The sequence below is a fragment of the Snuella sedimenti genome, assembly GCF_016428595.1.
GTDB lineage: Bacteria > Bacteroidota > Bacteroidia > Flavobacteriales > Flavobacteriaceae > Snuella > Snuella sedimenti.
Window position 1 is genome coordinate 1 of sequence record NZ_JAELVQ010000006.1, and the last position, 25,560, is coordinate 25,560.

18 protein-coding genes are annotated in these 25,560 nt (G+C 36.2%); 9 read left to right on the forward strand and 9 right to left on the reverse strand.

All coding sequences use genetic code 11. The annotated features are described in order from the left end of the window. Positions 1-146 precede the first annotated feature (146 nt). Together JF259_RS06235 and JF259_RS06240 are read right to left on the reverse strand one after the other, a co-directional pair. Positions 147-2,519 carry a GAF domain-containing protein gene (locus tag JF259_RS06235; protein ID WP_199114450.1) on the reverse strand — a complete coding sequence of 791 codons (2,373 nt, stop codon included), beginning with the start codon at positions 2,517-2,519 and terminating at the stop codon, positions 147-149. 173 nt (positions 2,520-2,692) lie between these two features. Beyond that, positions 2,693-4,741: a transketolase family protein gene (locus JF259_RS06240; protein WP_199114451.1), complete on the reverse strand. Its 2,049-nt coding sequence runs from the start codon at positions 4,739-4,741 to the stop codon at positions 2,693-2,695. A 548-nt stretch (positions 4,742-5,289) separates the two neighbouring features. On the opposite strand from JF259_RS06240, the gene JF259_RS06245 reads away from it, so the two are divergent. The 9 genes from JF259_RS06245 (at position 5,290) to JF259_RS06285 (ending at position 16,380) form a co-directional block, all read left to right on the forward strand. Beyond that, a complete protein-coding gene (locus JF259_RS06245) occupies positions 5,290-6,015 on the forward strand; it encodes a LytR/AlgR family response regulator transcription factor (RefSeq protein WP_199114452.1) in 726 nt (241 codons plus the stop codon). Positions 6,016-6,251: 236 nt separating this feature from the next. Continuing rightward, a complete protein-coding gene (locus JF259_RS06250) occupies positions 6,252-6,413 on the forward strand; it encodes a hypothetical protein (RefSeq protein ID WP_199114453.1) in 162 nt (53 codons plus the stop codon). Positions 6,414-6,511: 98 nt separating this feature from the next. After that, a complete protein-coding gene (locus tag JF259_RS06255) occupies positions 6,512-8,530 on the forward strand; it encodes a tetratricopeptide repeat-containing sensor histidine kinase (protein ID WP_199114454.1) in 2,019 nt (672 codons plus the stop codon). 9 nt (positions 8,531-8,539) lie between these two features. Next, positions 8,540-9,217, forward strand: a complete 678-nt coding sequence (locus JF259_RS06260; protein WP_199114455.1) for a response regulator — start codon at positions 8,540-8,542, stop codon at positions 9,215-9,217. Positions 9,218-10,201: 984 nt separating this feature from the next. Next, positions 10,202-10,717 (forward strand): T9SS type A sorting domain-containing protein, encoded by a 516-nt coding sequence (locus JF259_RS06265; protein WP_199114456.1) that lies wholly within the window; start codon positions 10,202-10,204, stop codon positions 10,715-10,717. Between the two features lie 76 nt (positions 10,718-10,793). Then, complete coding sequence (locus tag JF259_RS06270; RefSeq protein WP_199114457.1) at positions 10,794-13,103, forward strand: collagen-like domain-containing protein; 2,310 nt, start codon at positions 10,794-10,796, stop codon at positions 13,101-13,103. A 149-nt stretch (positions 13,104-13,252) separates the two neighbouring features. Then, positions 13,253-14,125 carry an AraC family transcriptional regulator gene (locus JF259_RS06275; RefSeq protein ID WP_199114458.1) on the forward strand — a complete coding sequence of 291 codons (873 nt, stop codon included), beginning with the start codon at positions 13,253-13,255 and terminating at the stop codon, positions 14,123-14,125. 480 nt (positions 14,126-14,605) lie between these two features. Beyond that, complete coding sequence (locus tag JF259_RS06280; RefSeq protein WP_199114459.1) at positions 14,606-14,764, forward strand: hypothetical protein; 159 nt, start codon at positions 14,606-14,608, stop codon at positions 14,762-14,764. A 395-nt stretch (positions 14,765-15,159) separates the two neighbouring features. After that, positions 15,160-16,380, forward strand: a complete 1,221-nt coding sequence (locus JF259_RS06285; RefSeq protein ID WP_199114460.1) for a site-specific integrase — start codon at positions 15,160-15,162, stop codon at positions 16,378-16,380. Positions 16,381-16,556: 176 nt separating this feature from the next. Here the strand turns inward: JF259_RS06285 and JF259_RS06290 are convergent, their stop codons facing one another. The 7 genes from JF259_RS06290 to JF259_RS06320 all read right to left on the reverse strand — a co-directional run bounded on the left by JF259_RS06290 (position 16,557) and on the right by JF259_RS06320 (position 25,554). Beyond that, on the reverse strand, positions 16,557-17,795 hold the full coding sequence (locus JF259_RS06290; RefSeq protein ID WP_199114461.1) for a UxaA family hydrolase: 1,239 nt from the start codon (positions 17,793-17,795) through the stop codon (positions 16,557-16,559). After that, positions 17,770-18,060 (reverse strand): UxaA family hydrolase, encoded by a 291-nt coding sequence (locus tag JF259_RS06295; RefSeq protein WP_199114462.1) that lies wholly within the window; start codon positions 18,058-18,060, stop codon positions 17,770-17,772. Before JF259_RS06295 ends, JF259_RS06290 begins: the two co-directional genes overlap by 26 nt. Continuing rightward, on the reverse strand, positions 18,047-18,205 hold the full coding sequence (locus tag JF259_RS06300; RefSeq protein WP_199114463.1) for an RraA family protein: 159 nt from the start codon (positions 18,203-18,205) through the stop codon (positions 18,047-18,049). The genes JF259_RS06295 and JF259_RS06300 overlap by 14 nt, the downstream gene beginning before the upstream one ends. 110 nt (positions 18,206-18,315) lie before the next feature. Continuing rightward, complete coding sequence (locus JF259_RS06305; protein ID WP_317192067.1) at positions 18,316-20,538, reverse strand: alpha-N-acetylglucosaminidase; 2,223 nt, start codon at positions 20,536-20,538, stop codon at positions 18,316-18,318. A 114-nt stretch (positions 20,539-20,652) separates the two neighbouring features. After that, positions 20,653-21,309: an RraA family protein gene (locus JF259_RS06310; protein WP_199114465.1), complete on the reverse strand. Its 657-nt coding sequence runs from the start codon at positions 21,307-21,309 to the stop codon at positions 20,653-20,655. 28 nt (positions 21,310-21,337) lie between these two features. Beyond that, positions 21,338-23,053, reverse strand: coding sequence for an alpha-L-fucosidase (locus JF259_RS06315; RefSeq protein WP_199114466.1), 1,716 nt, complete (start codon positions 23,051-23,053; stop codon positions 21,338-21,340). A 266-nt stretch (positions 23,054-23,319) separates the two neighbouring features. Further along, a complete protein-coding gene (locus tag JF259_RS06320) occupies positions 23,320-25,554 on the reverse strand; it encodes a glycosyl hydrolase family 95 catalytic domain-containing protein (RefSeq protein WP_199114467.1) in 2,235 nt (744 codons plus the stop codon). Between the last annotated feature and the right edge of the window lie 6 nt (positions 25,555-25,560).

The following is a 25,560-nucleotide window of genomic DNA, read 5'->3' on the forward strand; positions in this document are numbered from 1 at the left end:
GGGAGGTAGGTTATTTAAGAAATAGGGCAAAAATATAAAACGGAACTGAAAATCGTTCCTAGGATTTCAATGCCATAAAACAACAAATAATGCCTTTTTATTTGGTTTTTAACATAGAAATTCAGGTTATTTAACCATGCTTCACACTAAGACTTAAGTTCCTTCATCAGGTCGTTGTAAGTATAAAATGCTTTGTCTTCTTCATTTTTATGATATAGCACGCTTACCCGTATCGCTTTAAGCCCAGTAACCGCTTGCAAATCTTCTAGCTCAACTATTTCAACATCTGTATCTACATACTTTTTTGATTGCAAGAATTTTATATACCTTAAATATTCGCGCTCATCTTGCTTTTGGGAGTATACAATGGTTATTTTCCCTTTTTCGGTAACACGTTTTCTAGTTCCTTTTATATAGGCTTTATCGACACGTTTTTTTACAATCTCATATCTCGCATTATAGGTACCATCTACATCGAATTGTTTTTCATCCATCCTAAAACTTATAGATAACGGCTGATTAAAGACCAAGACCATTGAGGCCACATCTAAGGTTACTGGAAAGTTTGTTTGCATTTGGTAATAGGCATTTTCCATTTCGCACATAACCTGTAATTGCCACAATCTTAAATTATAAAGATAAATAGGGTTAAAGCTATCTTCTTGGGTAATCGATTCTCCAATATACATATTGTGCTCTACGCCATCTGTTTTAAATCGCTCAAAATAATGGGGATACATTGCTTGCGCCTCTACTTGTTTTTTATCTAAAAGAGCGGCCATCTTTTTATTAATCAAAGCAATGGTATCATCATAATCTTTTCTATACTTATATACTAAGTTAATCTTAGCATCAATACTTTCAAAATAGCTATCAATTACCAGCTTCAACTCATCCTTTAAATACAAATGTCTAAGCACCGAATCTATGTCCTGTTTAAAAAATTCGGAAATCTGTTGCTCGCTATCTACCTGAAAGTGCTTATTAAGACCATCTAAATAGCTGTTAATTTGATAAATGAACTGCTCGTAAATTGGTAGCGTTTCAATCTTTGAAGCTTGCTTTAAAATAGACTTTACGGCATTTAACTGCAATGTTAAATCCTTCCTTGTTGCAAGGTTTCGAGCTTCTGAAGAGCCTTTAATGTCTATCTGTCCATATAACGGATAAACATCTTCAAATGCTATTTTACTAAATGTTGCTGGCTCACCAATGTATTCTGACTTAATAAAATTCTTAGCTTCTTTTTCAAATCGCCAATAAACACTTGGGTGGATGGATGTACATTCCTGCTGGATCACAGCTTCAATTAAATTTTCTTCTTCTTTTTTGGATCGTTCAACAGCCGACACTATAAATGGCATGACATCAACCAACTTATTTGCGTTAATGCTATTAAGCACTTGTGGCTTATCGGAAACTATTTCCAACACTCCCATTAAACCACTGTCGCTTGCAACAGGCGCAAAAATGACACTCTTAATATTTTGATCGGATAAAATTTTAAGATGTGGTGCCCGATCTCCAGCACGTGCTAACATTTTCTCTACATTAGAAATAGAAAAATATTTATTCTCATTCATTAACCTGTTATATGACCAATCACATAAGGTATCACAGCATCTAGCATTTTCTAGGCCATGTAACAAAAAACTGGTTATTCCAGCTCCATAAACATGCTCGAAGGCGTCTTTCTCTGCATTATAAGTTGAAAAACCAACTCTAAGATTCTTCACTCCAAATAACGAATTAAAAATCCTTTGAAAACCCTCGCCATAATCCTTATCTCGGTGTTTTCCCTTTTCTATGAGGTTAGATTTGATATTAGAGATAGACTGATCATCTGTAACATCGAACATATTTGAAATTACAAAGCCCTTAAAAACATAGCTATTGGGAGGAAACTTCGATTTCCATAGGTCAATGTTTTCAAAATTATCTAGGAGTTCATCAAAATCTTCTTGGGTTATTTTAGGTGCTTTTTCCGTTGGAGTTATTTCACAAAAATCGGCATTGTACATTATTTTATAAAACCGCACCACCCCATTAGCATCAGGAATTTCATAATAAAAAGGTCTTCTAAAGCTTGCATTAAAGCCATAACAAAACCTTAAAATAACGGTACAAGCCATAATATAAGTATCGTCTTCAGGCAGGTTTGTTATTTTCAATTCAAAATCTTCTCCTGCCGATTCAATAATCTTTTTAAAGCGCGCGGACTTGTTAAATATAATATCCTGAAATGGCACCGATGCCGACTTAATCTCATTATGTGTAAGAACAGGGCTAAAAGCATCTTGTAGAATGAAATTGATCTGCTTCTTATAAGTATCCAGCAAACCAAGATCGGTAAAACCATCTCTTAATTCAGGATAGGGTTTTTGAATATCTAAAATCTGTTTAGCTTTATCTACTACAAACGCATCATCACTCGTAAGCATATCTTCATATTGCTCTATTAGCTTGTTAAAGCCTATCTTCAACAACATTGGAGACTCTAGTTGGTCGCACTTTATCATGGCATCGAACTTTAGATATAGTAAAAATATTAATTATTTTGTTTAGTAGTCGCCAATTCTCTAAGATTATTACAACCTAAAGATTTAAAATGACGATCTGTTTTTAATACATGCCAAAAAGAAAGCATCCCGTGTTTGGGATGCTTTCTCTATTTATAAATTTGAAATATAATTTAGCTTAAAGATACCGTCTCTTTTAAATAGGCTATCACATTTTCACTTACCTTTTCTCCAGTAAAACCAAACTTCTCGTCAAGTACTCCTGCTGGTGCCGAATAACCAAAGTGGTCGACTCCAAAAACAGTACCATTAGCTCCAACAAGTCCTTCTAGGTTTACTGGTAAACCAGCAGTTAACCCAAATAATGGCTTGTTTTTAGGGATAATGCTTTCCTGATAGGATTTAGGTTGTTGCCTAAACAACCCTTCTGAAATGATAGACGCGATGTTAACCTTTATGTTTTCTTTCTCCTCTAATAGCCTAGCAGCTTCAACAAGGGTTGACACTTCCGATCCGTTGGCAATTAACACAATATCCGGATTTTCAACTTCTTTTACCAAATAGCCTCCTTTTTCGGCTGCCAAAGCTTCCTCATATCTTGAAGTTCCACTGGCTGGCACATCTTTAATGCCTTGTCTTGACAAGATCAACCCGGTAGGGGTATCTGCATTTTCCATTGCCATTTTCCACGCCACGCTTGTTTCTGTTGAATCGGCTGGTCTCAATGCCAGGAACCCTGCTTTACCACTATGGTTCTTTACTTTTTCCAACAAACGTATTTGCGCTTCTTGTTCTATGGGTTGGTGGGTTGGTCCATCTTCTCCTACTCTAAAGGCGTCATGTGTCCACACATATTTTACAGGCAATTCCTGGATAGCACTTAACCTAATGGCCGGCTTCATATAATCTGAGAACACAAAGAAAGTAGCTACTACTGGTATAATACCTCCGTGCAAAGCCAATCCATTTGCAATACAGGCCATAGTCAATTCGGCCACACCTGCTTGCAGGAACGATCCGCTAAAGTCCCCTTTTTGAAGGGCATGGGTTTTCTTTAGGAACCCATCGGTCTTATCACTGTTAGATAAATCGGCTGAGGATACGATCATGTTCTCTACATTCTCAGCCAAGTAGCCCAATACATTGGATGAGGCTGCCCGTGTTGCCAAACCTGCTTTGTGCTCTATGGATCCGAAATCCAATTCCGGCAACTTCCCTGAGAAGAATTGATCCATCTTCGCTGCCAAAACTTCATTTTCTTGTCGCCATATATTAATTTGAGCTTTTTTCTCGTCAGCCTTGACTTGTTTGTTTGCTACCAGAGTTTTATAGAATGCTTCAACATCATCGTAAATATCAAACGGACTTTCTAAATTAGCTCCTAAATTTAATAAGGTCTTTTCGTAATCGGCACCTGTATTGCCTATAGGTTGTCCGTGTAATTCACAATAACCTTCAAACATACTGCCATCGGCTGCTACACAACCTTTCCCCATAATGGTCTTACCAATAATTAGGGTTGGTTTTTCTGTTTCGTTATTGGCATCGGTTAAGGCCTGTCTAATCTGATCGTGGTCATGACCATCTATGGTTACAACTTTCCACCCCCATGCCTCATACTTCATCGCCGTATCTTCTGTCGTTACCTCATCGGTCGATGTTGACAGCTGAATATCGTTGGAATCGAAGAACATGATGAAATTGCTCAACCCTAAATGCCCTGCTATTCTACCAGCCCCTTGGGAGATCTCTTCCTGGATACCACCATCGGAAATAAACCCGTATACTTTGTGATCGATCCAATCTCCAAAACGCGCTGCTAAAAATTTAGCTGCGATAGCTGCTCCTACCCCCATGGTATGTCCTTGTCCCAATGGCCCAGAGGTGTTTTCTATACCCCTTGCAACATCAACTTCGGGATGTCCCGGTGTAATGGATCCCCATTGGCGGAAATTCTCAAGATCCTTCTTGGCATAATTCCCCAACAAGTAGTACTGGGCATACATTAAGGTAGACAGGTGACCGGCATCCATAAAAAATCGATCTCTAAAAGGCCAATTCATATCTGATGGATCGTAGTTAAAAAACTCCGAATATAAAATGTGCATAAAATCGGCGCCTCCCATCGGTCCTCCTGGGTGTCCCGACTTTGCCTTTTCTACCATTGCTACAGCTAATGCCCTGATATTGTCTGCTGCTTGTTGATCAATTTTTTTGTTCATGTTTTACTTGTTTGATAACCTATTTAATTCTGCCCTTAAAAGGAACTTTTTATTGAAAAAAAACCTTCAAAAAAAACAACTAATTGTTTTACAATCAAAGGGTTTATATATATCGCGGCAAAGGTAAGTTTAATTGCTTAAAATTAAAAGCATTAGTTTAAAGGTTTTTGAGACAGTATATCTATTACACTTTTTAAGAATACTACAAACCCAAAACAACTTTACCCTCGCAATCTTTTATAAAGAAATATCCTAAAACAAAACTGCAATAAATACAAATTAAACTTCAAATTTGAGTTAAGCTCCCTATAATTAACAGGTAGGTAATTTCTAACAAGAATTAATGGTTTTAAGTAACAAAAAGCATTTACACCCTACTAACATACTGTAAACCAACCTAAAAAAAACCAATCGTTTTGTTTAGCATATTGTCAATATATTTAAACATATTATAGATTTTAATAGAAACACCTTAGAATTTTCAAGGTTTTTCCCAAACTGGAATATCTCGTTTCTCTATAAATTGCCACTTAAAAAAGGGACTATAATTGAACAACTATTTTATCATAGAAACCGAAGAACCTATTATAAATAGAATTATAAAGGTTTTAGATGATCTACCAGATTTTAATCTTATAGGTTGTTCACATGACGCATCAGAGTCTATGAACAGTATCTTAAAAGATATGCCCGATTTAATTTTTATTAACATTGACACATCCATTGATAATCCGTTCGAGCTAGTAAAAGAGACTAAACAATACTTACACAGTGATTCTGAATTTATAGCCATTTCTTCTTCAAAAGAAAAAACCTATGATGCTATTAAAACTGGTTTTTTCGATTATCTATTAAACCCTGTTAGTGAATTAGATATAAGAAAATCGATACTCAGGTTTAAAAAAAAACACCCTACTAAACTAAAAGAGACCATTTGTCTTAAATCTTATAAAGATTACAGGTATTTACGTACCGATGAAATTCTGTTTTTAAAAGCAGACAATAACACTACCGATTTCCATATGCTTGACGGCAATACGATAAATGCCTTTAAAACCCTTAAGGCTTTTGAATCCATATTGCCTACAAATTTTTTACGCATTCATAAAAGCTACATTGTAAACAAAAATTATGTATGCCGCGTCAATTACGGAAAATTAACCTGTACCATTAAAAAAAACAACAATACCCTACCCTTTACAAAGACCTATCAGGAAAATATCGATTTTATGGTTAACACCTTTTCGAGGTCTTCTGCCCTACTTTTAAACTAAATCATTTCCCTCTCAAAAACACCCCTTTCACTCACAGAACTTAGTGTTTCACTAAAGCTCCATTAAAACGCTTTGCAAGCTCTTAACTGCCTTATATATTTGTCGTGTTAAGAAATTTCTACACTGATTGACAAATAGTTACAACTACTATTTAATACAGTAAACACATGCGCATTACGAGTTTCAGCTAGTCTCTGGCTCAACACCCTATTGTTTAATTTTTAAAACGTAATGACATGCGAATTTTACGAACACTCATCGTTCTTTTTCTTTTTTCTAGTTTAATTATTTCTTGTACAAAGCAAGACATTTCTGATAATGACACATTAATTACAGACACAGAAAATGTGGTTTCTACTGAAGGAACCAAAAACCCTCCTCCCCCAACTGATGATTAACACCTTAAAAGAAATCATCTATAAAGTAATTTATACGCGACAAAAACCTAAACTTTCGTTTAGGTTTTTTTTTATAGGTTTGTGTAAATCTTTTTCACTTGAACATAATCTTTAATAAATTCACCTTTAGTATTTCTTTTATCTTGTCATTAACAGCATGCTACTTAAAACAAGATAAAAGTGATAATTCAAATGAAATCAGAGTAAACATTTTATTAGAAGACTCTAATAATAACTTGTTTAGCATCGATAAAAGAAGAACTAAACTTCTTGGTGCTTACAACATCAATAAAACCATAAACGATGAAACCTTAAAAAAAGATCTTTTATTAAAAATAATAGACCAAGCCATCAATCTTAAAGATTCAACACTATTTATAAACGCTAATAACTCCAGACTTTTATTATCAAAAAAATTGAAAGACACCTTAAGTATCGGTGAATCCTTATCCCGATTTGGCAATTATTATTTTTTAAAAGAAGAATTTGACAGTGCTTACATAGCTTACAATCAAGCCTACAAACTATTCGATAAAATTCAAAACAATTACAATACGGGTAAAATGTTATATGGCATGGGCGCCATTAAAAGTAATTTAAGAGACCATACTGGGAGTGAAGTTTTAGCATTTAAAGCAATTGAATTGTTAAAGCCCCTAAAAAAGAACACGTCCCTTCTCCTTTGTTATAACCTATTGGGAATAAACTTCTCTGAACTTAAAGAATATGATAAAGCCATAGTACATTATAATAAAGCTCTGGAATATGCAAAGAAAATTACAAACCAAAGTTTGTATAGAGAAATCGGTTTGAATAATTTAGGATTAACTTATCATCATATAAAACAATACGATCATGCCATTTCTTATTTTAAAGAAGCTTTAAATAGTCAGAATTTAAAAAAAAATGATATCGATTTATATGCTACCTTAATCGACAATTTGACCTATACCCAATTTCTTAACGGAGACACTTTACAACTAGAAGAAAATTTTAGTAAGTCTTTGAGAATACGAGACAGCATACATAATGTCTCAGGTGTCGTATTAAACAAACTCCATTTAGCAGAATTTTATGTTTCCAAAGGTGATACTACCAAAGCCTTGTCACATACCAAAGATGCCCACATTTTGGCTAAAAGTGTGGACAACCATCGTGACAGACTCGAAGCCTTAAAACTCCTTGCCAAACTCGATAAAAAAAATGCACCAGCTTATTTGGAAGAGCATATTGCTTTGAACGACAGTTTACAAACCCAAGAACGAGCTATACGCAATAAGTTTACACGTATTCAATACGAAACGGATGAATATATTGAGGAGACCAAACGTTTGTCGCAACAAAACTTATTTATATCGATTATTGGAGGGGCACTAGTGCTGGTTTTTGCGCTCTTGTATTTTATTAAACGGCAAAAAGCCAGAAACAAAGAATTACTTTTGGAAAGCGAGCAACAAAAAATCAACCAGGAAGTGTATGCGCTCATGCTAAAACAACAATCCAAACTTGAGGAGGGACGTTTACAGGAACGTCATCGCATTTCGGAAGAACTGCACGACGGTGTATTAGGGAAACTGTTCGGCACACGGGTTGGACTGGGCTACCTTACCATGGGCAACACCATAAGTGATCCAGATGAATTTAAATCCTATTTAAATGAAATACAGCAAATTGAAAAGGAGATAAGAACCATTTCCCACGAGCTAAAACATGACATATTAACATCTAAAACAGATTTTGCTTCCATTATTGAGCAATACGTTTCCAATCAAAGCAAACTCAATAATTTCAACTATACATTCAACAATGCGGCAGAGATTCCTTGGAACACAGTTGAAGACGAAGCAAAAGTTGGTGTGTATCGTATTGTACAAGAGGGTATTCAAAATATTGTAAAGCATGCAAAGGCAACTGCTATTACAATAAGTTTTAATTTAACGCCTGAATTACTACATTTGACTATTTCTGATAATGGTATTGGATTCGATATTAAAAAAACCAGAAAAGGTATCGGTTTAAAAAATATGGAATCGAGGATATCGAAACTTAATGGCAAAATAACGATTCGCTCAAATAGAGATGGGGGCACATCAATAATTATTACAATACCTGTTTAAAAATTGAATATGACAAGCACTTATAATGTACTGATTGTAGACGACCACCCTTTAATTATTAAAGCATACGATAGTGCTTTACAACATATTAGCAAACTAGACCCAAATGTAAATTTCAATATTGAAACAGCCGCGGATTGCGATTCTGCCTATCAAAAAATCACTGAATCGCAAAACAACGATGGGATCGATCTTGTTTTTTTGGATATAAAACTTCCGCCCTCAAAGGACGGCAAGATCATATCGGGCGAAGATCTTGGCCTAAAAATAAGAGAGGAACTAGACACTGTTAAGATTATTATATCAACTATGTTTGACGACAATAACAGGTTGCACAGTATTCTTAAAAATGTTAATCCAGATGGTTTTTTAATAAAGAGTGAACTAACTCCAGATACCCTAACTGATGCAATTACTACCGTTTTAACAAATCCGCCCTACTATAGTAAACCGGTCTTGAAATTACTCCGAAAAATGTCTACCAGCAACTTTGTACTAGACACTATTGACAGGAAATTACTTTACGAATTATCCAGAGGCACAAAAATGAAAGAGTTGCCCAATATCTTGTTACTTTCCATTGCTGCATTGGAACGCCGCAAACGTATCCTTAAAGAGCTTTTTAATGTAGTTGGCAAAGGCGACAGAGCCTTAATTGATACTGCCGAGGAAAAAGGGTTTATTTAGTTAAAAACACAACTTTTGATGCCCCCTCCTCCATTACAATTGGTCTTGACCCTTTTTAAATGCTTTTATTTGGTATCAAATAAAATGCCTAAAAACAAAAAACACTGATAACCATACAATTAACAGTGTTTTGGTTTTACCTATTTTTAGGTTCGTCGGGATGACAGGCCTAACTTCAACCTTTCTTATCTCTTATACTTACTGTTATTCTATATCCTTCATCTATTTATGCACACCTAATTGCACACCAAAACCATGAAAAGAGCTTTGAAGATATAATTTAGTCTTCTTTGGTGTCGTAAAAACACGAATTATACGGATATAAATGAAAATAACATTACGCTCCATTCTCAATAGTCCAATATTTATGCATTATAGAGTAATTAAACCAATTCTTAATCTTGCATATTACTTTACTTAAGCAATATTCAAAATATTTTGTAATATAATTTACCACCCTTTCCTTGTTTTTTTGCATTTACTTTAAAAACAAATCATTCTAAAAGGTTAGAAGTTCTAAAATACCAGAATCACAATTTCTTATTACAAGTTTTTTTAAACAGCAATAGCTAAGCAAAACAATAGTTAACTGATTCGTTTTTAAGACCAAATGCATTTAATCAATAAAAAGTATATTTATTCGATAAGTTTTTTGTTTTATCAAAATCAATTCTATATTTGTGTTGCGAAAATTACTACTAGTCATATAGCCAAAAGCGGTATATATGACATTCTATTTATTAAAAAAAACTAACTTTTTAGTTATTATCCCCTTTACCAATGTCAATATTGGTTGTTTACTAAATCATATTTTTTATAGCTTTTGTTTGTCGCGTTATGTAGCTTCTTACGTTTCATACAAGCGTATATTTTTCAGATGCCATTCTCCAAGCTTTTATGCTCTATCAAAGCTCAACCAATTCTAGCGTTTTAGCAATTACATTATTTCCCCATAAACATTTATAACCTCAAAACTTTTTTTATATGATGAAAAATACCCCTATTAAACAAAAATTAGCCAAACCTAAGTTAAAGGTTGGAATAGCACTTGCTATATGCTTTTCTTTATTTGGCACAGCACAGGCCCAAGAAGTAGTTCTTGCCTCTGGTAGCGATGCCTCGGGCAGTGGTGGTTCCGCAAGTTATTCTGTTGGGCAAACCCTACAGGCTACATTAATGGGAACCAATGATTTTGCTTACCAGGGTATTCAATTTTATTTTGAATCCGAAACATTATCAATTGTAGATACAGCAAATAACCTGAATGTTTCCACCTATCCCAACCCTTCCTCATCAACCCTAAATTTAAGAGTAAGTGGTATAGAAAAGGGCAAACTGTTCTATAAACTATTTAATCTTTTAGGTGTATTAATGACTAGTGGAGAAGTAACAGGCAACATCACTAAAATTGATATAGACCATTTACCTATGGCTACTTATTTATTAGCGATAAACAATTATAACAACACAATTAAAACCTTTAAAATCATTAAAAACTAACCCAATGAAAAACTTTTACCTATTATCCATCTTGTTTTTGTGTACAATATGCCTATATGCACAAACCCCACAAAAAATGAACTATCAAGCTATTGTTAGAAACTCTAGCGACATGATTTTAGCTGACCAAAATGTTGGTGTACAGATTAGTATTTTACAAGGCAGTCCATCTGGCACTGTAGTTTACGCCGAAACCCAAACACCTACAACCAATGCTAATGGTTTATTCAGTATAGAAATTGGTATAGGAACTTTAGTTAGTGGTAATTTCTCAACCATAGATTGGGCCAATAACACCTATTTCATAAAAACTGAAATAGATCCTACCGGTGGTACAAGTTACAATATCACTGGAACCAGCCAACTAGCCAGTGTTCCTTATGCGCTGTACGCAGCAAATTCTGGAAGCTCAACACCTGGCCCTCAGGGCATTCAAGGTGTACCGGGAAATGATGGGGCTGACGGTGCTGATGGTGCAGATGGAGATTCAGCATACCAAATATGGTTAGATGCAGGTAATACAGGAACGGAAACCGAGTTTTTAGCAAGTATAGTTGGCGCAACTGGTGCGCAAGGGCCACAAGGGATTCCTGGGAATGATGGGGCTGATGGCGCAAACGGAAGTGATGGTTCTGATGGTGATTCTGCTTATCAAATATGGCTAGATGCAGGTAATACAGGAACACAAGCTGACTTTTTAGCGAGTTTAGTTGGCGAAACAGGTGCGCAAGGGCCACAAGGAATTCAAGGTGTAAAGGGGGACAAAGGCGATAAAGGTGATGATGGTGCACAAGGGATTCAAGGTGTTGCTGGGAATGATGGGGCTGACGGGGCTGATGGCGTAAATGGTACAAACGGAGTTGATGGTGCTGATGGTGATTCTGCTTATCAAATATGGCTAGATGCTGGTAATACAGGAACGGAAGCCGAGTTTTTAGCAAGTTTAGTTGGTGCAACTGGTGCGCAAGGGCCACAAGGGATTCCTGGGAATGATGGGGCTGACGGTTCAGATGCAACAGTAACCATAACAAATAACCTTACTTCTACAAGTACTACGGAAGCATTATCTGCGGCACAAGGAAAAGTATTAAAAGATTTAGTAGATACCAAGGTAAACACCACTATAATAAACGACCTTACTACAGGTGGTACAACCGACGCCCTTTCTGCCGAACAAGGTAAAACATTAGAAAATAGTAAAGCAGCAAAAGCGAACGTATTAGAACTTGACAATACTAATGCGTTTACACCAGATACTGATTATGAGCCAGCTACAAAAAAATATGTAGATGATTCTAATACCACTATAATAAACGACCTTACTACAGGTGGTACAACCGATGCGCTTTCTGCCGAACAAGGTAAAACATTACAAGACTCTAAACTTGATAAAACCTTGACAAATACCAACCTACTGGTAGGTAATAGCAGTAATGTGGCTACATCAGTTGCCTTAAGCGGCGATGCCACTTTAGCAAACGATGGCACACTTACCATTACAGACAATGCCATAAATGGCACCGATATTTCGTTAACTGGTGAAACTGCCGGTGATATGGCATATTTTAATGGGACTGACTGGGTGCGTTTACCAAAAGGTACAGCCAACCAATCTTTAGTAATGAACAGTGGAGCAACTGCCCCAGAATGGCAAAGTGGCGGGGCTACAGAAGACGTAGAGGTAATTCTTGGAAGTGCCACTGGTGGCAATGGAACAAGTATTGCCATTCCAGCCAATGTAAGTGATTATAAATACATTAGACTTGAAACAGATAATTGGTATATAGCTTCTGCATTACACTCTGTTCATGGTACGGTATTAGTATCAGACATGGCAAATAAAAGGATTTTAATTTATGCGGACACAGTATATTATCTTCATGCAGATATAAATGCATCCGGTACAAGTCTAACAATAAATTGTAGTGGTACAGCTACATGGAGAATTGTTGGTATCAAAGCCCAAAAAACAGTATTAGACCCTTCTTTAACAACCGTAATAGACGACGATACTTTTGCTACGGCTTCTAGTAGTAACGTACCAAGCGCAGAGAGTGTAAAGGCTTATGTTGATTCTCATACAAGCACTGCCTATTCAACAGCAGAACAACTTACTGGTCGTACTTGGATAGATGGAAAACCAATTTACGAAAGATCTTTTGCTGGTAATTACAATGCTTCGATCAATATTTTAACAGGTGTAGATAAAATTATAACTTCTAACATTAGTGTTAGATACAATGGTTCTTCTGATTGGTACTCGGGTACTACAAGTACTGATGACGTAGCATTAATAAAACGTGCAACTGGTAATGTAAATATTGCTGGTTCTGGGGGCTTCAATACAAACGATTATATTATTGTTGTTACGTATACCAAACTTTAAAAATTTCACTTATAGCTGATTCAACAGCAATGAAACCTATAAAAAGCTGAATAACAACCACAAAAAGTTATTCAGCTTTTTTTGCTTAAATATTTAGAAAACCCTTATCAACTTTCATATCTTAGTTTCATAAAACTATCCCTCTACATATGGAACTTAAAGATCTAAAAAAAGGTTATAAACTTATTGAATGCGAAAACTTAGAAATAGCTGCTTCTTGTGAAGCGCATTTTGATGAAGGCGAATGCACTGTTAACGAATATTATCAACCTTTTAGTTTCCTTTCTTATGTTGAGCAAGGGGTTGTAGAAATTGAATTTAACGATAAACTTTACCAATATAGCAAAGGAAGTTTTATTTTAATAAGAAAACATCTTCACGCAAAAGTATCTAAACGATTTACTAAAGAAGAAGGGCAAGCAAAAACTTATACATTTATAATGCCTGATAAGTTTTTAAGGAACGTCATTGCTAATTTTAAATTTGAAAAAGACCTACAACCCATAGGTGAGCGTATTTTAGAACTAGCACCAACCCAAAGATTACATAATATTATCACAAATATTAAAACTGCTGTAGACAACAAACAATATATAGACACTATAGAATTAGAAGCGAATATAGTACAATCTTTAAGAGCTATTATAGATTCAAATCATAAACTAGCTATACTTTTTAAAGAATTCTCTTTAGCCGAAAGAGCCGATTTGTATTTATTTATGAACCTTAATTTCATGTTGAAAACATCTTTAAAAGAGTTAGCAGAACTATCTGGTAGAAGCCTTTCTACTTTTGAGCGAGAATTTAAATTGATTTTTAATGAAACGCCTCATAAATGGATATTGAAAAAACGGTTACAATTGGCCCATACGCTACTAATCCAAGCCAACAATTTGGTAAGTGATGTTTGTCTTCAAACTGGATTTGAAGACATAGGGCATTTTAGTAAAGCCTTTAAAAAAGAGTTTGGTATAAACCCATCAACATTAAAACAATCTGATGGTAAACTTGTAAAGCTCTAATCAACTAAAAGATGAGCTATTTGAATTAATAATCCAAATTTACACTTCTCGATTTGTTGTTTTTTCTCCAACTAAAACAATTGACGTTTTTAGACAAACACCTATGCTTTTTTCTCATTTATTTTGCTCTTATATTTATCATTAAGAGGGTCGGCGATTATCTTAATAACCAAATAGTGTAACAATGACTGGTAGATATTTTCGCAAAGTTAAAACGCTGACTTTCTATGATAGGTATAGTTAGTAAAATCTATTTAATATGTCTATTAAATTGTGAAGCTACTTTATGGACTTGGTTTGTTGGAATATTAAGGTCAGGGATGTGCATTCCGGATTTGCCCGTGATCTTAAGGGCAGCACTTTTTTCGTTTGTTGGGAGTGATTAGGAAATACATCAAAACTTATAATGCGAAAAAAGCTTTAAAAGAATTTGTAGAGTTTTGTGCTGTACATTTCCACCATAAAAAAATCAAATCAGAAATGGATTTATTAGAACAAGTTTTTAATAGTTTATCTGCAGATGTGAAAACAGAAGCAGAAAAATATTTGACTGAGTTTTTATCAACAGTTGATCCCAACTTACCTGCCAAAATTAAAATTTTTTATGACGAGGCATTGGAAAGAAATATGGTCAATTAATCTTTTTCCATTTCCTTTAGACAGTTTCAAATAGGATCAATAAAATTATAAGAAGAAATAACAGAAATGTTGCACCTATGTTGTACCTAACAAAAAAAGCTTCCCACAATTGAGAAGCTTTGCCTTTTTTAGTGCGGGCGGGGAGACTCGAACTCCCACACCTCGCGGCACTAGATCCTAAGTTAAGCGTATTTTTGACCAAAGAAAGACAAAACACATCATTTTCAACTAGTTACATTTTTATTGATTTGATTTAAAACCAATAAAAACCTACAAAAATCAATAAATGTTGTACCTATGTTGTACCTAAAACAATTAGATTTTTAGTATTTTTACAACACATTCTTCATTGAATTGTTGGACCTGATTTGGCTTTCTTAAAAACCAGGACAATAATGGCATCCAGTGTACAAATAACTTTAAGGAGAAAACCCAATAAAAATGGACAATATCCATTGGCTATAAGAATTACAAAAAATCGCAGGTCAACTTACAAGCTTATTGGACATTATATCGATATTGAAGATTGGGATAATAACAATAAATTGGTAAGGGAGTCACATCCAAATTCTGAAAAACTAAATCAACTGATATCTTCAAAAATTCATGACGCAAATAAAAGATTGATCACCTTACAAACCAAAAATGATGATTTAACAGCTACATTTATTAAAAAGGAAATATACAAATCTAAGAAAAAACTAAGCTTCTTCGAGCTTGCACAAGAACATCTGGAAGAATTGGAAATTTACAATAAACACAATAGATTATCAAGTGATACTGCCTATGTAAACTATATTCAAAGATTTAACAAATCTAAAGAACTATCATTCGATGAAATTGATGAACGGTTCTTAAGAAAATTGAAAATTTACTTGATAAAAGAACACTCCCTTTGTTTAACCTCAATTATGAATGTGTTTGTCTTTATTCGGCTATTATTCAACAAAGCCATTAAGGATAAAATTGCAAAACAGAAACAATATCCATTTGGAGGCAATAAAATTAAAATTAAGTTTCCCGAAACCGAAAAGATTGGATTGAACGCAGATGAGATAATACGTATTGAAACTCTAACCAACCTATCACATAGTGAAATACATGCAAGAAATATTTGGCTATACAGTTTTAATTTTGCAGGTATTAGGGTATCAGATGCCCTGAGAACCAAATGGAGTGATATTAAGGATGATAGACTTTACTATAGGATGGGTAAAAACTGCAAGATATTATCCTTAAAACTTTCAGATAAAGTTAAAAATATCCTCGATTACTATATAAAAGATAAAAGACATGTCGATGACTTTATTTTTCCGGAATTAAAAAAAGCAAATCTGAAAGATTCAAAGGATGTTTTTAATAAAATCAAAACTGCCAATAAAAAATTCAACTACTATTTAAAGTCTATTGCCGAAAAGGCTAACATTAATAAAAAACTGACAATGCATATTGCCAGACATAGCTTCGGAAACGTTGCAGGAGATACTATTCACCCACTAATGCTTCAGAAACTTTATCGCCATAGTGATTTGAAAACCACTATTAATTATCAAGCCAATTTCATTCATAAACCAGCAGATGAAGCTTTAGAAAGTGTCATTAGGAAAGTAGGGTAATTACTGTTAATTTAAAGAAAGTCCCCTATTTTAATTTTGGTGACGTAATAGGATTAAAAACAACTTATGTAACACATTGTTTACCCAGACATTAATAATTATTCATCAACAAGAATAACTCTGCGCTTTCTATGTCACAAAAGTACCTAAATGACATCAAATACAATAATTTAAATTCAACCTACCAAACAATTAGGCCCGATGGGTTCGAACGTTTTATAGGTTATTACAGATTCTTGATGCCCTAAACGTTCTGAAACTGTTGGTATTCCTGAAGCTGTTTCTATTACTTTGTCATAAATTTCCTCTGCTACTTCTTCCAATGTTGCAGTAGAGGAAATAATCTTTCCTGCATTAACATCCATGTCATCAGACATGCGTTCATAGGTATCCGGGTTACCACATATTTTTATTACAGGAGATATAGCCGACCCCACAACAGAGCCTCGCCCAGTTGTAAAAAGAATGACATGACACCCCGAAGCAATGAGCTCGGTAATTTCTGAATTATCATTTATATTCGGAAAACCAAATCTAGGTTCACCATCAGGAACAATATCCATCAAAAAAAGCCCAGGCTTATTTGGCAAGTCACCAGGTTTTATCAATCCAGAAATTAGAGCACTTCCACTTTTGGCATAGGCCCCCAATGACTTTTCCTCTATGGTAGTCAACCCACCATCAGCATTTCCTGGAGCAAAACTGCCATACCCCATAATAGTATAATACCTTGCAGCTTTATCTAATGTTTTTTGAAGTTCTTTTGCTAATAATGGGGTTTCTGCTCGCTTTACAATATCTTCAAAACAGCCAATCATTTCACCTGTTTCCTCAAAAATAACCGTACTATTATTTTTTACCAACTTATCAAAAGTTAAACCTACCGATGGATTAGCGGCAATACCACTGGTTGCATCCGATCCGCCACAAATTGTTCCTATTATCAAGTCTTCAACCAATATGTTTACTTGTTTTGTTTCCTTTAAGGATATAACCGTTTCCTTAATCCATTCCTGTCCTTTGGCAATGGTTTTAGAGGTACCTCCATTATTTTGAATGACTAATGTTTCAACGGGTCTTCCAGATTCATCAATTGCCTCAATAAGTTTTTTTCTATTAAAACTTTCACAGCCCAAGGACACCAATAACACCCCGCCCACATTCGGGTGCGTGCATAATTGTTTCATTATCTTGGCAGCATATTCGTTTGGATAACACCCTCCAAAACCTATTACTTGCACGTTATCATCTCTAAAAGGTCTTGCTATTTCATAAGCTACATGGTGAGCACACTCAACCAAATACGCTACCAATAAAACATTTCGTATGCCCTTTCTCCCATCCTTCCGTTGGTATCCTTTTAATTCCATTTCTTTACTGCTATTATCATCAACTTTCTCTGGTATGCGAATCAATAAAATCACTTTTCATATTATGAAGATGAACATGTTCACCCGCCATAATATCTTGTGTTGCACTTCCAATGGACATGTTGAATTTTATTATTTTCTCACCTTCATAAATGTCTTTTGCAGCTATTTTATCCCCCAACTTAATGGGCTTTTTAATTTTATAATCTATTCCGTTATATTTAAAAGAGTCTTCTTTATTCAAATTTACGGTAAGAACCAAGACATTATCCTTGTCGGAAAGTTTTATTACATGTTCAGAATTTTCCATATTTCAAATAAGCTTCTTGTAGAGCCACACCTTCCATAATGACTTTTCTTACCAAACTTTCTGTTCTAAGTACTTCTTCTGTTTTAAGAACAACCTCTTCTACTATAGCTCGGGTTATAACTACTACGCCATCTCTATCAGCCATAAAATAATCTCATATTTCTCTTAAAATAGAATATCTATCAAAAAAACAGAACAAGTCCTTAATTACCTTATCGTTTGTTTATTCTTCATTTTATTACAAGTCAATTCAATTTAAAATGAAAAATTCATACCATACTTGGACCACATTCTTTGAGCCACATCAACACTACTACCAATGGGTTTATCAGGGTATGTTTCATGAGCATCGGACCACATCTCCATAAAGGTCATGAGTTCCTTTTTAAAACGCTTATCATCATAAGGCTCCCCTTTTAAGAGTTCCTTGTTAATGTGGTCAATAAATTTCTGCCAACGTTTATGGTAATAACCAGAAATAAGTCCCGACCATTCCTTGCGCGCATAACCGTTAATTTCTGTAGTTCCCCAAAGTGTCAGTATCTGCCTTGCGTTCCATTCTAGAATTGCCTTTTCATCAGGTGTTTGCCCCCAACGTTTTGCATCTTCAAGGTTTTTGCCCAACAGCAATTCCTCACGGGTCCCAACCAGTTCATCGATATCCAAAAACAATTGAAGAAGGTGCTTCGATGACACATCAAAGGCATCTGCATCTTTTTCCTTATAGGCCTGTTCCATTTGTTTATGAAAAACAAGAGCGTAATTCGACAAAACCTGACGGGCTATGTTCACCAAGTCGAACTGAAAAGCATCTATCTCGCCTAATTCCTCGGATGCCTTGAGCATATACTCCCAGGCCTCTGCCAGCCTATTATTATCATAATGAACATCCGGTTTTTCCTCAAAACCAGGAACACGCGACATGACCGAAAGAAAATGAAAGGGATGTTTAATAGGACTTGCATAAACGGTTTCCCGAAGGGTTTTCCAGGCCTGTTCTGCATCGCTATTAGAGTGGCCATATCTGTATCCGGCATGCCGTTTGGTCCACGAGTCTATATCCACATCATTGTCCCGCCACGCCATCTCGAACATAAGGTCGTGTATTACGGGATTATATCCTAGGCCCTCATTGACAAAGCCAATCCCCCTTAAATTACCCCTGTCCTTATCATGACGTACCTCCATAATCCCATCGTTTATCTTGTCCAATCCACCTCCAAGGAATACCTTGTTCCCATAATTCTGGATGTTGCACCACAGCCAGGGCTTACCGTGGAAAGATTCGGCCCGTCGCCACATCGGGCGGTCTTCACATGCTAGATCCAGACATATCATCTGCTCGTTGGGAACCGCATCCAAAAACGCCTTGATCCGAGGCTGTGTCCAGAATTTGCTCTGGTGCCAAAACGTCCAGGTCTGGAATACCCATACGGCTTCGGGATCGCTCTTGCTCATGCCCCTGAATATGGCTTTGCCCAAATTTTCAAGATAACTGGTTTCGCCACTGGGCGGGGTCATTTCAATAAAGGTATCCGAAGCATACATATGGTCCGAACCAAAACGTTTGGACTGTTCTTCCATAAAGAGATCGGCTATTTTTTGAAAGAGCGGATCAAGCGGATCCAAAAGGTATGTTGTCCACTCTACCCAATTGACCGTATGCATTTTAGCATCAGGAAATTTGTCCTTTAGTGCCGCGGGCACATGGCCGGTAAACCCCTGCTGAACCGGCGTCATACCCAACGCCCGCTCACGGTCAAGGATTTGTCTGCCTAGTTTCTCATGGCTATCGATCCAGCTTTCTGGCAATGGACCTCCCCATCCGTCCAGACAGCCCATCCACCCAAAGGGCAGGTAAGGTGGGCCGGCGAGGAATCCGCCAATCTGTTCATCGGTCATCCCCAGCCTTTTACACACTGCCTGCCAAGTGGCTTCCTGACCCGTGACTGCAAGTGGTGCGTTAATACCGTTTAGTGCCATATAATCGATTAAGCGTTCCCATTGGGACCAATCCCACCAGGGCATTGAATAGCCAAAGGCACAATAGTTTAGAAAGTACCGGTGCTTTGCCCAGCTGGCTTTTCTGAACACACCATCAATTTCAGGAAGCTTATCTGGCAAATTGATGTTGTTGCCCCGCAAGGACACACTTCGCTTGCAATGTTCCTTTAGGTACCAGTTGAGCCCCATGGCCATGGACACCCCGTTGTTGCCACGGATAACTACCTTATCACGGCGTGTCTCCAACTCGAAGACGTCCTTGTCCCCGTCCTTTGTAATTTCCTCAAACGCAAAACCATCGGCGCGCTCTCCTAACAGCCTTTGCGCAAGCGCCTTTGCCGATTTCACCGACAAAGTATCCGTTTTCAATTCTAATTTTGACTGCTCCTTACAGGATAGCGCTAATACTACCAATATTATGGCAAGTACTTTTACAAATCCTATGCTTCGTATACTTATTACCATTTCATACATTATTAAAAAAATTAATAGGTCTAACCTGCCTTATCATAAGAGAAAACATCGCCAGATTCTAAATTTACCGTAAGCACCAACACATTGTCATTATAAGAAAGTTTAATTACTTTTCTAGAATTTCCCATATTTTAAATAGGCTTCTTGTGGATCTACCCCTTCCATGATGGCTTTCCTTACCAAACTTTCAGTTTTAAGAACTTCCTCTGTCTTAGTAATAACCTCTTCTAATATCTCCTGCGGTATAATTACCACACCGTCCCTATCGGCCATAACATAGTCGCCTGTTCTTATTTCAACCTCTCCTATTTTAATAGGTTCTCCATAGCCAAAAGCTTTCCATCTCCCAACAACATCAACAGGGGTATAATATTTACAGAATACATTAAAACCAATGTTTTTAATGAAAGCTGAATCCCTACATCCCCCATCAACAATATAGCCACGGACACCCCGCAGCTGCAATGTTTCTGATGACAACTCACCCATATGCGCAAGGGTTTCGTCATTTGGCTGGCATATAACAACACTACCTTTCGGTGCTTTAGACAGTAACCCCGTCCAGTTCAATAGGGTTTCATGAGGATCGTAGCCAGCATCATACTTACCACTAACAGTATATATAGGGCCTGCCATTTTTTTATCTATATCCAAGGGACGGATATTATTTGGTAAGGTTTGGTTTGGGTAACCCATCGCTCTCAAAACATCGTAAACGGCGCCGGAATAACATTGTTCTAACCTGTTCGATAAATCGTCATTGATATTCATATATAGTAAAGTTTATATTTTAATATGTTTAATAAATTAAGGCTGGTTTAAATTGTATTTCCCCTTTAGTTCTTGTTTCATTTTTTACGGAAAACCGAAGTGTTATCTTACTTTCATCTATCACTTGAGATGTACGGTTAATTCTTATTTCATTTCCTTGTACTGAAGAAAAATCATCAAGAATTTTTCGTCCATTATAAAATAATTCGACATTTTCAATTTCTATTTCAACTTCTGGATTATAGTTTTCAATTTTAACGATAAACTGTCCAGGCATTTTAATCTTTCCGGTAAGGTCAACATCAATGTTTTTATTTTCAGTAGTATCAAAATTACTTACCAATTGCCATTCTGACCATGGACTAATAGCCTTCTCGGGAGGAGGGATAAAGTCTTCTACAAAATAAACCAACAAATTTCTTATTAATGGGGTATTAACATTCTTTGTAACGGTTAATCTTATTTTCGAAACTTTTATACCAGTAAAATAGTCAATTTTTTTTCGTCCAACGGATTGTCCAGAACAAAGTTCTTTCCATTTGCCGTTTACAAAACCTTCTATTCTATATTTGCGGATACGGTGTCCCTGACGGTAATCTTCCATCGTAACAACATGGTTTATTTTTTGAGGTGAAGGCAATTCAAGGATTACTTCTGTTCCTTTTACATTTTCAACAAATGCAAGGGGTGTTTTGAACCGACGGTTTATCTCATTACCAAAAGCTTTGTATAACTTTTGGTCCGCTTTAGGAATTAAACCAGTTGTATCTGGTGTTGAATTCAGCAAAAACACGCTTCCATAACCAATTGACTTGTAATAACATTCCATTAGGTTATCCAGGGATATCCTCTTTTCTTCCTTTATTGGAGACCAAAACCAGTAGTGGTCATATAAAGTGGTATTGGTTTCTAATGGAGCCCACACATCGCCATTAGGATCGCCATGAACTTGAGTGGATACACCCGTATTGAAATCCTTACTTTTTACAGTATTCCAGACAGGATAAAATAATTTTCCAGATTCAGTTCCAGGCCATCTTAAGGAAGCATGTGGTCCCTGAAAAATAACAGCGTTTTTAGCATGTTTTTTCAAAATGTCAGAAACATCAATTTTGCAGCTCCCATCAAACCATACCTCTATCATTTCCCCATATTTTGTTAGTACCTCCGTTAATTGCTGGCGATATACTTTATTGTATGCCTCTTGTTTAGAGGGATCCACGGTAAGTCCACCACTACCAATACCAGCTCCCCAGTTATCATCCCCAGGGTAAACATAAATACCCAAATTTAAACCATACTTTTTACAGGACTCAGAGAGTTCTTTCAAAACATCACCTTTACCATTTTTGTATGGTGTCTCTTTTATTCCATAATTGGTAGTTTCTGTTTGCCACCAACAGAAACCACCCGTATGCTTGGCTACAAAAAGAATTTCTTTTGCTCCCCAAAGCAGCGCAGTCTCACACCATTGATCGGTATTTAATTTCGAAAGTTTCATTTCAGATAATGGCGTGGAATGGTTATCATATTCCCTTCCCTGCCATGTACAAGGATCCAAACAAAGAAACATAATGCGTTCTTGTTCATGCCATTTATACTGTATTTCAGAAGGTTTGGCCAAAATTACATCTTCAACTGGTTTTTGCTTTTGATGACACGATACTGTACCAAGTAACATTAAAAGAGATATAATAGAAAAAAGAATGTCTATCTCTTTTTTGCCCGATTTTATCTTTACCATTTTACTATTTATTTCAATTTTGCTTCATTGCTTAAAGCTCTACAATCTGCATAATACATCCCATTTTGAACTTAAAGTCACAACAACCCAAATATACTGGGACAGACACTCTTTTTTAATTAAAACAAGTCTACAATTAAGACCATTTATCATAAAAATGCTCTACAAATATTTGTAATAAACAATACTTTATTTGATACATTAATATTGTTCTTAGCCTATATCTCCACAAATCCCATAGAATAAAATCAACAAACTCTTTTTGACTAATTCTGTTTTTTAAATGTATATCTTTTGCCCTCTTCGGTTAATAATTCAACAATTCCTAAGGCATTTACTTTTATAACTTCTTTAGCCCCTGTGTCATGACTTGTACATTCAATATTATTCCAAGGACTAAATAACCTAAGTTTACCCCCAACAGTAGAAGTAATGCGCAAACTATGTACACTTCCATTCTTCTGTTCAGCAGAAACCAAAAACCCTCCTGTTGCCCTTAGCGTCTCAAATTTTGCATCTTCGTCCTTTGGCCAAGCCGGAAACAATCTAATAATGCCTTCAACACTTTGAAGCAGCAATTCTGATATGGCTCCTGAAACGGCAAACATTTCCGTATAGTGACCAAACTTATTAAATGGTGCCCACTCCCTTGACAAACGTAAACTACCGTTTGGTTTAGCTCTTAATCCAATCTGTTTTTGAAACCACAACCTTGCGTCGGGAGTACTTAATCGCGCTTTGGCCACAGCGAGCATAATGGTAGAATTATTACCATTGGTTTTAATGTTTTGTAGTGTATTTATAAAAAGTTCCTTTTCTTGTTCAGAGGAAAAAAACGTAATTTGTTCTGCTGGAAATACCGGTGTTGTTGGTACAGGAATATTATACTCCAATGGTTTCCCTGCATTTCTATCTACTAAATAGCCCGACTCCTCATCTACAGGATATGGAGGAAGCCTATTTAAATATCTCCTAACTTTTTGTGCCAATTCTAAATCCGCATTTAGTTTTTCGGAAGCTTCAAGAAAACCTTCAAACATTAATTTCATGAAAGCAATATCAAAAGGGCAGTTATATACCCCAAAAGGCATGTGCTCCGGGGATACGGTCGGCCCTAAAATTAAATACCCTTCACTATCAAGGCTACATTGTTCAGAAAAAGCAGCATAGAACCTGGCCATTTCACGAATGGCAGGATATATCTTGTTCAATTGCTCTTGTGTTGGACAATATTTATAGGAGAGCCATAAATTGTGCATTAAAAAGCCTGAAAGCCCCAACGTATAAGCCCAAGGCCCTCCTGCAAACATCCTGTTATTGTTGGATTTGCATTCCTCTGGATTGACAGGCTCATGACGATAAATGTTATGGGGATAGAACGCTCCCTCAACGTCATAGGTTTGTTTAGCAAACCATTGGGCACGAGGCAAATAATTCAGAACTACTTTATTGTAAGGATTAATAAACTCTACATGATTTGTATTTAGAAAGCTCCAAAATGTCTGTTGAAAATTATAGTTTATGGTATAATTATCGTGCCAACCGTCAAGCGGCTGAAGTAACGGGCCTATAAACAAGCCTATAGCCTGCGATTTTGGGTTTTGTGCACAACGCGCAAAATAAAGATTTCTATACCATACTTTTGACAAGTCCAAATCGGAAAGCTTTATGCCGCTCGCCTGCCAATAGTTATACCAAAGTCCCTCATGCTTCTCAACTATGGCTACTTCCTCTTTTTGTAGGTATAGATTTGCTAAAGCAATGGCTTTATCCAAAGGGTTTTCGGCTTCAAGAGAACTTACTACGGCGATATAATGGTTTTCTCCTTTACTGGCCATAGCGGTGGCTACGTGCATGCCTTTCCAATCGCCACTTTCATCAGGTGGCAGTTCTTGCTTTACCCATTGTACCCCATCATTACTTCCTGTTAAAGCATGTGGAATTGGCTCCCAGGGCTGGTCTTTTAATTTAATTACATGGGCTGTTTTTATATAATAAACATTGTCCTGCAACAATGCCCTAACAATTATCTCTCCCCCATTAATATTGGCATTGGCACGAAAAACATCGATGGTTGCCTGTTGGCTTCCCGAATAATCAATTTCTACATTCGCAAAGTTAATCGACAAGGGATAGGGTTTATTCCAACTTGGTGGCAAATCAAGTTCACGGGATGTTCTTCCTGATTTTATATCAATTCTTGCAAGCTCTTTGTCTTCTTTGGTATCAATCCGCGCATCATAAACATCATTTTTAGCCAGTCTTAAAACAATTTGATTTTGTTTTGCATATAGTAATGAATGCAAATCCCCATTGCCTTGTATAACTGCATCTTCAGATGCAGAATCTAACTTATCTAATGTAATTTTTGCCTGTTCCAGCATTTCGGGATATGGAACTCCCCCTGCTGGCCATTCTTTAACACTTTGAGCAGAACACGCCATTAACATGCCCACTAAAAATACGGATATGATCCCTGTAATCCTGAAGCTCCCCCTCATTTCAAA

Coding starts and splice junctions, on each gene's coding strand:
- JF259_RS06240 (WP_199114451.1), bottom strand. CDS start 4,741: ATGAACAAAAAAATTGATCAACAAGCAGCAGACAATATCAGGGCATTA.
- JF259_RS06300 (WP_199114463.1), bottom strand. CDS start 18,205: ATGGCTGATAGAGATGGCGTAGTAGTTATAACCCGAGCTATAGTAGAA.
- JF259_RS06275 (WP_199114458.1), top strand. CDS start 13,253: ATGGAACTTAAAGATCTAAAAAAAGGTTATAAACTTATTGAATGCGAA.
- JF259_RS06295 (WP_199114462.1), bottom strand. CDS start 18,060: ATGGAAAATTCTGAACATGTAATAAAACTTTCCGACAAGGATAATGTC.
- JF259_RS06320 (WP_199114467.1), bottom strand. CDS start 25,554: ATGAGGGGGAGCTTCAGGATTACAGGGATCATATCCGTATTTTTAGTG.
- JF259_RS06310 (WP_199114465.1), bottom strand. CDS start 21,309: ATGAATATCAATGACGATTTATCGAACAGGTTAGAACAATGTTATTCC.
- JF259_RS06285 (WP_199114460.1), top strand. CDS start 15,160: ATGGCATCCAGTGTACAAATAACTTTAAGGAGAAAACCCAATAAAAAT.
- JF259_RS06250 (WP_199114453.1), top strand. CDS start 6,252: ATGCGAATTTTACGAACACTCATCGTTCTTTTTCTTTTTTCTAGTTTA.
- JF259_RS06305 (WP_317192067.1), bottom strand. CDS start 20,538: ATGTATGAAATGGTAATAAGTATACGAAGCATAGGATTTGTAAAAGTA.
- JF259_RS06280 (WP_199114459.1), top strand. CDS start 14,606: ATGGATTTATTAGAACAAGTTTTTAATAGTTTATCTGCAGATGTGAAA.
- JF259_RS06260 (WP_199114455.1), top strand. CDS start 8,540: ATGACAAGCACTTATAATGTACTGATTGTAGACGACCACCCTTTAATT.
- JF259_RS06265 (WP_199114456.1), top strand. CDS start 10,202: ATGATGAAAAATACCCCTATTAAACAAAAATTAGCCAAACCTAAGTTA.
- JF259_RS06270 (WP_199114457.1), top strand. CDS start 10,794: ATGAACTATCAAGCTATTGTTAGAAACTCTAGCGACATGATTTTAGCT.
- JF259_RS06315 (WP_199114466.1), bottom strand. CDS start 23,053: ATGGTAAAGATAAAATCGGGCAAAAAAGAGATAGACATTCTTTTTTCT.
- JF259_RS06235 (WP_199114450.1), bottom strand. CDS start 2,519: ATGATAAAGTGCGACCAACTAGAGTCTCCAATGTTGTTGAAGATAGGC.